Origin of the sequence: uncultured Campylobacter sp. (assembly GCF_937997595.1) — a bacterium.
Taxonomy (GTDB): Bacteria; Campylobacterota; Campylobacteria; order Campylobacterales; family Campylobacteraceae; genus Campylobacter_B.
The window spans coordinates 1-9,651 of the sequence record NZ_CALKTS010000350.1; the positions used below are offsets into that span (position 1 = coordinate 1).

Below are 9,651 nucleotides of genomic sequence, written 5' to 3' on the forward strand. Positions count from 1 at the left end.
AGAGCCGATATGCTTTTGGATATGATCGAGCGCTTCGGGTTTTTGGCGGAATAAAACGGCTCGCGATATGCGGCGGCGCAATAAGCGTCACGGCGGCGATAGAATTTTAAGATCGAAGCGAAATGCCGAAATATTCATTTGAAACCATAGAGCAAATGCTGCTAAAATGCGTAGCCGAGGGCGGCGAGCCCGAGCCTAGCTTTTGCTTGTATGCTTCGAGACTAACGCCCCATCGCGCAAGTTTATAGGCGAGCCAGAGCTTGGCTTTCGCCTGCACGGCGCGCAATACTTGATCATCACCTATGCGGATCGCTGCTCATTTCAAAGATACGCGGACGAGACGGGTGCAAACGCGAGTGGCGAGTGGTATTTCGTCACGCTGCGGGAACTCTACGCCGCGCTGCAGATAGACGGACGCTCACTAGAAGAGCTTTGGAGCGAGGCGGATGATTTTTACTGCTTTGATTTCGAGCTATGAGGTCTCGAAATTTCATGCGGCGATGCGGCAAGCGCACGCGGTGCAGTTCATAAGCGTGGCAATACCGATACGCGGCGCACAAACAAAGGCGCGGACGAATTTGAACGAAATAAAATTTAAAAGGACGCAAGGCAGGCTCCGCTTGGGATTGCGTCGCTAAAGCGTGCGACGCGAACGGCAAATTTAGTGCCGCAAAGTGCCCGAGCCGCTAACGATAAAATTTTAAAACGGGGGCAAATTTAATGAACAATTTTAACGATGAGCCGCAAAGGTCGCAGAAGCCTGAGCAAAACGGCGCCGAGCACCGAAATCCACCGCAATTTGGCAATAAACCCCTCATCGTCAAAGACTACAATATAATAGTATTCTTTATTTACAACCTATTCTTCGCTCCCTTGGCGGTACCGGTGTTTCTGTATATAGGGGATATTTTTCCATACTATACGCCGTTTATTTTCGTAGCATTCGCCGTCATATCGTATCTAAACAGCGCCCATACGCGCCTTGTGCATTTGACGAACAGGAGTATCAACTACGTAAATAAAGGCAAAATCACAAAATCCATAAAATTTGATGAAATATCGCTCATAAAGCTCACCGCCACGCCGCTATTCGGACATATCGTGCCCGCTAGAAATTCCATCGGCATTGTGTTTTCGTTTATCGTGATAGCCGTCGCGTTTGCCGGATTTTTACAGAGCTTTAGAGGATTTATAATTTTTATTATGAGCCTGACGACATTGGTTTTGCCGTTTTTCATCGCCAAACTGATTTTTTCAAAGATCACGGAGGGGAAATTTAGCTTTCGTGCGATCGATACTTTGATCATCTATGACGGCAAGGGCGAATTTATCAGTTTTATGATGAGCGAAACGGACTCTGAAAGGGTTTGCTATTATCTCTTAAATTATCGACATATTAGCCCGTCAAAATTTCAAAAGCAGTTTGTGATATTTCAATAAAGGAGCCAATTAAGCGATATCGGCGTTAAAATTTAAAAAGCCGTTTCGGCTCCTTAAATTGGTTGCAACTTAAATTTGGACGCAAATTTAATAATTTCGCGTGCGTTAAAATTTTGCGGCACATATGTTAAATCATACGATGCGCACACTAAAATTTTACAGCGAGCGATGCGGAATTTTAAGGAGCGCGACGTGAAATTTGAAATTTCACAAAATGCCGTAAATTTCAGAAAATTTCACAAAATTTTGCGGAGCCGCGAAATTTTAAAAGCTCCGCAAATTTAGCTTACGCTACCACCGAATGCCCGCTTCCAGCCAAAACTGCCTGCCCGCCTCATAGACCAGATCGAGCGAGATGTCGCTGCTGAGTCTTGCTTTGTTGCGCTTATTTAGGACGTTGTAGATATCTAAATTCGTAAAAAATTCCACCTCGCCCGCCATCTTTTTAGCGTATCCGATGCGCGTATCCCAGCTGTAGCTTTTGCCGAGATTTACCTTTTCGTATTTATCGTATCTGGCAGGATACTTGCCCGCAGGCGTCTTGCCCGTGCGGGCGATCGCTTCTTGCGAGCCTTTAAACGAGAGGAAGTTATTTACGCTGATGCCGTAGCTTGGAATTTTAGTGATAATATTTAGGCTCGCCGTCCAGGGTCTAGCATAGTCCTGCGCCGGAAGCTCCGATAACCTCATCAACTTCCCGTCGTATTCGACGATCTTTTCATCTTCAAGCGTTTCTCTATCAAGCTTCTCATCGTAGATGGTGTTATTGGTCTTCATCCTGATATGCTCAAAGCCCAGCTCAAAGCCGTTTAGCGTGCCGAAAGCCTCATAATCATCGATCGTCTTAACGCCGAAAGTTAAAATTTTATTCTCGCTTCTGCCGTCATTAGTAAAGGTTTGATAATTGTTTTGGTAGTTCGGATCCGGTGCTAGACCTAGATCTCTTCGCGTAGATTTGATGATCTGATCCCTGCCCTTGCGGCTTACATATTTGCCGAAAAACTCGAAATTCCCAAGCTTTTGCTTTGCCCCGAATACCAGCTCATCCTCATAAGGCACCCTTAGCTCGTTAAATTTCGTTAGAGACGGGTCTTTTGGCAGTTGCGTCCAGTTTTGCGTATAGGCATTGCGTGGGCGCGTGTAGGTAGTGGCAAGTCCCTCTCGACCCTCTCTTAATTTGTAGGTAAAGAGATTGCGTCCGTAGTAGCGGTTTGCACCGAAGCTAAGAATCGAATCGCCATCGCCGAAAATATCGTAGTAGCTGTTAAATCTCGGCGCCGCAGTCGTTTGCTTCATATAATCGTCCCTATTTAATCTTACGCCCGGTCGCAAGGTAAGATCACCGATTTTTATCTCATCCTCTAGATAAACCGCCAAGCTCTTCATATCCACCTTGGTATTGCCCTTGTAATAGCTTTTCTGCGTAAAAAACTGACCGCTTCTACCGAGCCTCGCAAAAGAATCGTCTATAGAGCAGAGTTCATCATTCGGATCGCAAGCATTTACGCCCGCAGGTAGCGGTGCTATTCCGCTGGCGGTCATAAATTCTTTTCTTACATTAAATTTAGCCTCTTGCTTTTTAAACTCAAAGCCCGTGATAAATCTATGCTTGCTGCCGCCAAGATCAAATTCGTTAAACTCCAGATCCGCGTTGTATGAAAAGCTCTTTTGAGTCTGATCGAGATCCCCATAACCGCCCTCCATTGCCGTAGCAGATAAAAATTTACTGCCCCAATTCTTTACGTTTGAGTATTGCCAAGCCCTATAATATTCATTCTCGGCATCACGCGAACTCTCCAGCTTGCTGTAGGATAAAATTTGATTAAACCTAGCGAAATCGCCATCGTAGTCGGTTTTAAGCGCTAAATTTAAACCGCCCGATTTCATATCGGCGTAGGAGTCCTTGATATGGTCGTTAAACATCTTGCTTCGCTCGGGCGCGTAGGTTACGCTAGGCGTGATAGTTAGGCGGTCGCTTGCATACCAAAGCGCCTTTAGGAAGTAGTTGTCAATATTTCGCCTCTGAACTCGCTCGGTGATGGTCGTATCTGCGTTGTATCTTCTGTCGTAGGCCTTGAGCGGAATTTTACTTCTAGTGTTGGTGTAGCCGAACATCAAACCCAGATCCTCGGTAACGGTGCCCTCTAAATTTAATCTCGTGATCCACTTATCGAATCTCGGCTGATTTAGCGGCGTAGCGGAGTTTTTAAAATTTTGCTCATCGCCGTAGATATGGTATCTAGTCCAGCTATCCTCGGTATGCTGCATCGAAAACTTGCCGTGAAAACCCGCGCGCGGATCTCGCGTCTTAGCCTCCACCACGCCGCCGGTAAATCCGCCGTATTTGGCGGAGACGCCGCTATCGTGCACCTCAACGCTCCGTAAAAAATCGCTATCGATCGCCATACCTTGCGAGACGGAATTCATCGTATCAAACGCCGAAAAGCGCGTAGGATTGCCGCCAGGGTTTCTAGCGGGATCGAGATCGTTATTCATATTCGCGCCGTCAAGCATAAAGTTATTTTGCCAATACTTCGCGCCGTTAATGCTTATGTTTGCGGGGCTGATCTCGCCGAGCGTCGTGCTCTGGCGATTTGTGGAGCTGAATTGCACGTTTGGATTGGTGCGCAAAAGCTGCACGAAGTCGCCGTTGCCGCTAGGCATTGACTCGATCATCGTTCTGCTTATCTTTTGCGTACCGCCGTAGCTATCGCCGACGCTCGTAAGGCTCGAGTCGATGTTGCCGACGACGACTATTTCGGGAAATTTATAACTATTTATCGCAGAAGCGGAGCTCTGCGCGCCTGGGTTTTCTTTAGTAGAAACACTCCTGGTTGCGTTATTTTCAGACGAATTCTGCGCGACGCTTAGACTGCAAAGGCACGCCGCGACTATTAAGGAGCGTGCAAGCCCCCCCCCGCAGCGATTTTGAGTAAATTCCTCGCCTTTTACGGAAGCGGAATAATTGCGGCCTGCGCCGCTTTTACATGGCTTACAGGCCCAAAAACCGACAATCATCTTTTCTCCTTTTTTGAAAATAAAAATTAAGACTTAGGAAATTTAGCCAATAATATTTTAAATTTCAATTAAAGTGATAACAATTATACGACTTATGCAATCAATAGAAAAAATGTAACAAAATAGCGATATATCGGCGAGATAAATCTATTTCAAAATAAAATTTATCTAAAATCTATGCACGGTACAGATGGGCTTAATTGAGTTTTATTCTTGGGTATATTTTTAAAGTACGTAAATTTGCGGCGCCAAAATTTACCGTGCAAGCGCCGTTAAATTTAAACGCGACTAGTAAATTTAACGAGCAAAATTTAGATGCGCCTAGCCTGTTAAAATTTCGGCGCATTTATCCTCACCGTCTCATCGGTGTCAAAAATATATGTCTGCGCCGCCTCCGCGATATCCTTCGGCGAGATGGAATTTATGATCTTTTCAAAGGTCTTAAAATCGGCGATCTCCTCATTCCAAAGCGCGTATTTTACGAGCGCGTCGTTCCAAAACTCGGGGCTTTCGCGAGCGGTACGAGCCGTGATGATCTGAGATTTTTTAAAATTTTCAAGATGCCGCTCTACGTCCGACCCGCCGCCTGCGATTTCTGCAAAAATTTCTCTAATTGCGGATAAAATTTGATCCGTATTTTGCGGCGCGCAGGAAAACGAAATATGAAGGCTAGAGTGCTCATACGGGATGCGGCTTAGGCTCGAAGCGACCGAAAAGCCGTAAGTACGCCCCTCATCCTCTCTGATGCGCTCTCTAAGGGCTTCCTGAAGCACCGAAGCTAGGGCTGAAATTTTAATTGCATTTTCAAGCGAGTATGGAGCGGATCTGTTTATCGCGGTAAGCGCGACGTCGCTTCTAGGGGAGTTTTGATAGTTGCGCATAAAAACGTGCCGTCCGCTTAAGCTGCGAATTCCGTCGTCTTTAAAATCCTCGCGTTCGCCACGAGCAGGCAGGTTTGCCAGATACTTTTTTATGAGGACTTCGGCGTCTTTTACCTCAAAATCGCCGCTAAGCACGAAGGTGTAGGATGCGGCGTTGCTAAATTTATCATGGACGATCTTTTTTAGCTCCTCCACGTTAAGCGCTTTGATCTGCGCGGCGTTTAGAGGGCGCATTCGCGCATTGCCGCCGTAGAAAAACTCGCTAAATTCCCTGCTAAATTTATACCCGGGCAGCTTCTCGTTCCGCGCAAGCTCGTCGAGCGATTTTATCTTTAAATTTTGCAGCGCTTTCTCGTCCGTGCGCGGAGAGCTAAGCTCTAAGTTTATCGCTTCCAGCAGCCATTTTAGATCCTGCGAGCCGCAGCTTCCGTAAAATCCGTGCGAGAATGCGGAGATATTTTTGCGGTAATTTACCTGCCGCCCGCTTAAAATTTGCGAAATTTCATAATTGTTAAACTCGCCCGCGCCGCTTTCGTTTGCAAGCATCGCGGCAAAACTGCCAAGCCAGGGATGCGCCAGATTGGACATTCCGCCCCTGCTTACCGCAGCGAATGAGATGAAATCCTTGCGCGTCTTAAGCGGCTTTAAGATCACGGTCGCGTTATTTTCAAGCAGGTAGGTATAAAATTTAAATCGCGGCTCAAAGCTTTTGCTTAAAATTTTGCCCTCAGGCAGGTTTTTAGAAACCAAGCTATCCGGTAGCTTTTTATGCGCGGCATGCGTATTTATCGCCTTAGCGCCGCTTTGCAGCTTTTTAAATTTAGCCTCGTCCATGTTGTATCCGGAGCCGCTAAAGACGCTTGCGTGCACCTCGCCCAGATCCGTCAGGCGCCTAAATTCTAAATTTAACTCCTCTAGGCTGATCTCGCGCAGCAGCTTTACCTCAAAATCCCGCTGTTTTGCGGCGCTAGGCAGGACGGCTCCTGATTTTACGGCATGAAGAATCTCCCTTGCAAAAAACGCGGAATTTGCGCTTTTTTTGCGCTCAAAGGCGCTGTGCCGCGAGCTGATCAAAGCATCCTTCGCAAGGGCGAAATCGCGCGCATCAAAGCCGCTATCTCGCAAGCCTTTGATTAGCCCGAGCGCCTGCGAGATCGCGCCGTCAAAATCTCCGCCCAAAACGGCAACGTCGAAGTTATAGATCGTTTTTTGAAACTGCAAATTCGATCTGGAAAAATTAACGCGCAACAGCGCGCCTTCGCTAGCTTTTGCTCGCTCATAAATCGTAGAGATGAGACTTGAAATAAGCTCGCTTTTTAAAATTTTTCTCGCATTCGCCTCGCTACTTGGGGGCGCAAATTCCTCCCAAAACGAAATTTTGACGGAATTTAGCGACGTTTCGTTCGTATCGTAATTGTAAATTTTCAAACCCTGCCTAGACGGAATGCCCATATCCGGACGGGCGTAGGAGTTTGTATTTTTAAGAGGCGAAAAATTTTGCTCTAGCAGTTTTAAAATTTTATCCCTTTTAAAATCGCCCACGGCTATAAATTTCATAGACCTGGGCTGGTAAATTTTTTGATAAAGCTCCTTGATTCGCTGCGCGCTTACGGATTTTACGACCGCCATATCGCCGATCGGCGCACGATTAAAATACGCGCTGCCGCCGTAAAGCTCCTCATCCATCCGCTCGTAAAGCCTGGCAATCGGCGTATCGCGACTACGCGCCTCCTCGATTATGACGCCTCTTTCTTTTACGAGCTCGAGCGGATTAAACTCCACTCCGTCCGCAATCGAAGCAAAAATTTTAAAAACGTCCTTTAAATTTTCTTCGCTAACGGCGATGTTAAGCGTGTAGATCGTGCTGTCGTAGCCCGTCTGCGCATTTACGTCGGCGCCGAATTTTACGCCCAGGCTCTGTAGCTTTTTGATAAGCTCGTTTTTGCTAAAATCGCGGCTTCCGTTAAAAGACATATGCTCTATGAAATGCGCAAGCCCGCGCTCATTAGGGCCCTCATCGATCGAGCCCGCATCCACGATGAGATAAAAAACGGCGGAATTTTTAGGCACGGAATTTTCTAAAATATAGTATCTAAGCCCGTTTGGCAGCGATCCTCGCAGGACGGCTTCGTCCCAATCAAGCGCAAAAGCTCCCGCACAGAGCAGTAAAAATAGTAAAATTTTTCGCATTTAAGCCCTTTATTTTCTAGTAAAATTCGCTCGCAGCCTTTCGGCAGACTCTTCTCTTTCGGCTTATCAAGCTGCCCGCCTGCGCCATTTTTGGATTTGCTCGCTTTGACCCGTTAGCCTGCGATATCTCTTAGATCCGCCTACTTTTAACCCGCCTGCTAGCTGCGCCAGCATCCGCGATCTTCCTCGCGAGTGCATCGGTTCTAGGTTTGCGCTGCGCGGCTTCTATCGTTTACTTTATCGCAGAAGTCCGCAGGCGCATTTGATCTTTATCTGCGCGACGGCACGGCAGTACGGCGGCGCGCTCGCGCAATATAAATTTTGAAATTTACTTGAGCCCTGGCTAAATTTAAAAAGCGCGAGCCGGTAAATTTTAAAATTTTACGCCGAACGCGGCGGACTACTAGGCTTTGAAATTTCATAGCTAAATTCCGCGGCTAGCTTTCACGACCGCTTTTATATCCAGGCGGGCGAATGTTTAAATTTGGCATCGCCTTTGCTCTTGCTGCGCGCTGTTTTGATGCGGATCAATCAAAAAACTTCCGATGCTTCATCCATCAATACGGCCGCAATACACTTGAGTTCAATACGAACCGACTAAAAGCTGCTCGGCATATTTTGACACCTGCTGCCGTATAACATTTGGCGCGCGCACGAGCTGCCGCCCACACCGCCTACTGCGAAATAAAATTTTAGCCTAAAGAGCATTAAATGAAAATTAGTATAAATAAAATGTGAAATTTTGAAGTTAAAATGGAATTTCGGATTAGATTAAAATGGCCGGGAGATAGGGATTCGAACCCCAGGAGGCTTTCACCTCAACGGTTTTCAAGACCGCCGCTTTCGACCGCTCAGCCATCTCCCGATTAAGGGCGGGTAGACCCCGCCGAAAGTTCGCGCAGATCAAGACCTACGCGTAGAATTTATTCGGTTTTTTCTCCGACCCACTCGGCGCCGTTGTGAACCTTTTCTTTGGTCCATTGAGCCGCATTGTGTGAGTCCTCTTTTACGCCGTGCCAAGTATTAGAGCACCCGCTAAAAACCATCAATGCCAAAAGAGCCGCTAGTATGTATCTCATAATAACTCCTTTTTAGGATCTGGAGGCGACACCCGGATTCGAACCGGGGATCAAAGCTTTGCAGGCTCATGCCTTACCACTTGGCTATGTCGCCACGCCGGCTTATTAGGTGGTGCCCGGAGCCGGACTTGAACCGGCACGGAAAAAATTCCGAGGGATTTTAAGTCCCTTGCGTCTACCGATTCCGCCATCCGGGCACGTTTAATACAAAAACAGAATGTAAAATGGAGCGGGAAACGAGAGTCGAACTCGCGACATCAACCATGGCAAGGTTGCGCTCTACCACTGAGCTATTCCCGCGCAAAGAAATGAAATATTACCCAATGCAAGCTTAAAATTTCATTTTATAGCGGCTTTTGCGGAGAAAATTTTGGCGTAGCGCCGGAATTTAAAAATTTTGTAAGTAAAATAATGTAAAATTACAAAATCGTTATTGGGGTTATAGCTCAGCTGGGAGAGCGCTTGAATGGCATTCAAGAGGTCGGCGGTTCGATCCCGCTTAACTCCACCATTTAAGCTATTTTTAAATTTTAATCACTTCTTTTAGATCTCTTTTGCTTCCTTTAAATACGGATATTTATGGCTTTTAGTAATTTTAATTATTTTTGTTTATTTTTATGTTATAATTGTTTTAGAATAATTCAGTTGTTTACTAGGTTAGTTAAAATCTGTTTACAGAAAGAGCGATAAATATCGCTATAAAAACATTTTTAATGTGTATATCGCAAAAAAATGAAAAAATAGTATAAGTGAGAGCTATATCGCAAAAATCGTTAAGATGAACGAAAAATATATACTTCCATCTTTTGACGAGCGCGATATAAAGACGATGAAATATAGTGATATTTTAAAATTTTTAACCAAAATAATCCGAGTACTAGTCGTCTCGAAACGCTTCATCGCCTAATAAACGATATAGAAAAGTCTTTGCAATAAATTAAATTTTAATGGAAGGAGAGATTATGTCAGTTGAAGAAGATGGCGCGGCGTTTATAGATGAAGACTACGTAAATATCGTGCCGCAGGATCTGCTAGAGCGCGGT

Annotated in this window: 7 protein-coding genes and 5 tRNA genes; 5 read left to right on the top strand and 7 right to left on the bottom strand. The window is 45.9% G+C overall.

Annotated elements, in window-relative coordinates; translation table 11 throughout:
- Positions 1-202: 202 nt before the first annotated feature.
- Together Q0614_RS11805 and Q0614_RS11810 are read left to right on the top strand one after the other, a co-directional pair.
- Positions 203-478 carry a hypothetical protein gene (locus Q0614_RS11805; RefSeq protein WP_298788911.1) on the top strand — a complete coding sequence of 92 codons (276 nt, stop codon included), beginning with the start codon at positions 203-205 and terminating at the stop codon, positions 476-478.
- Positions 479-720: 242 nt separating this feature from the next.
- Positions 721-1,440 carry a hypothetical protein gene (locus Q0614_RS11810; protein WP_298788913.1) on the top strand — a complete coding sequence of 240 codons (720 nt, stop codon included), beginning with the start codon at positions 721-723 and terminating at the stop codon, positions 1,438-1,440.
- A gap of 291 nt (positions 1,441-1,731) precedes the next feature.
- Here Q0614_RS11810 and Q0614_RS11815 read toward each other — a convergent pair whose 3' ends face one another.
- Positions 1,732-4,458 carry a TonB-dependent receptor plug domain-containing protein gene (locus Q0614_RS11815; protein WP_298788915.1) on the bottom strand — a complete coding sequence of 909 codons (2,727 nt, stop codon included), beginning with the start codon at positions 4,456-4,458 and terminating at the stop codon, positions 1,732-1,734.
- A 329-nt stretch (positions 4,459-4,787) separates the two neighbouring features.
- On the bottom strand, positions 4,788-7,529 hold the full coding sequence (locus Q0614_RS11820; RefSeq protein ID WP_298788917.1) for an insulinase family protein: 2,742 nt from the start codon (positions 7,527-7,529) through the stop codon (positions 4,788-4,790).
- 474 nt (positions 7,530-8,003) lie between these two features.
- Here Q0614_RS11820 and Q0614_RS11825 point away from each other — a divergent pair, with 474 nt between their 5' ends.
- Positions 8,004-8,168: a hypothetical protein gene (locus Q0614_RS11825; protein ID WP_298788918.1), complete on the top strand. Its 165-nt coding sequence runs from the start codon at positions 8,004-8,006 to the stop codon at positions 8,166-8,168.
- Positions 8,169-8,306: 138 nt separating this feature from the next.
- On the opposite strand, the gene Q0614_RS11830 is transcribed toward Q0614_RS11825, so the two are convergent.
- From Q0614_RS11830 to Q0614_RS11850, 5 genes are all read right to left on the bottom strand, one after another.
- Positions 8,307-8,394 (bottom strand) — tRNA-Ser (locus tag Q0614_RS11830).
- A 58-nt stretch (positions 8,395-8,452) separates the two neighbouring features.
- Complete coding sequence (locus Q0614_RS11835; RefSeq protein WP_177387338.1) at positions 8,453-8,608, bottom strand: hypothetical protein; 156 nt, start codon at positions 8,606-8,608, stop codon at positions 8,453-8,455.
- 20 nt (positions 8,609-8,628) lie between these two features.
- A tRNA-Cys gene (locus Q0614_RS11840) sits at positions 8,629-8,702 on the bottom strand.
- 16 nt (positions 8,703-8,718) lie between these two features.
- Positions 8,719-8,805 (bottom strand) — tRNA-Leu (locus Q0614_RS11845).
- A 28-nt stretch (positions 8,806-8,833) separates the two neighbouring features.
- Positions 8,834-8,908, bottom strand: a tRNA-Gly gene (locus Q0614_RS11850).
- A 135-nt stretch (positions 8,909-9,043) separates the two neighbouring features.
- On the opposite strand from Q0614_RS11850, the gene Q0614_RS11855 reads away from it, so the two are divergent.
- Both Q0614_RS11855 and Q0614_RS11860 read left to right on the top strand, forming a co-directional pair.
- Positions 9,044-9,119 (top strand) — tRNA-Ala (locus Q0614_RS11855).
- Positions 9,120-9,386: 267 nt separating this feature from the next.
- Positions 9,387-9,515: a hypothetical protein gene (locus Q0614_RS11860; protein WP_298788919.1), complete on the top strand. Its 129-nt coding sequence runs from the start codon at positions 9,387-9,389 to the stop codon at positions 9,513-9,515.
- The last annotated feature ends 136 nt before the right edge of the window (positions 9,516-9,651 follow it).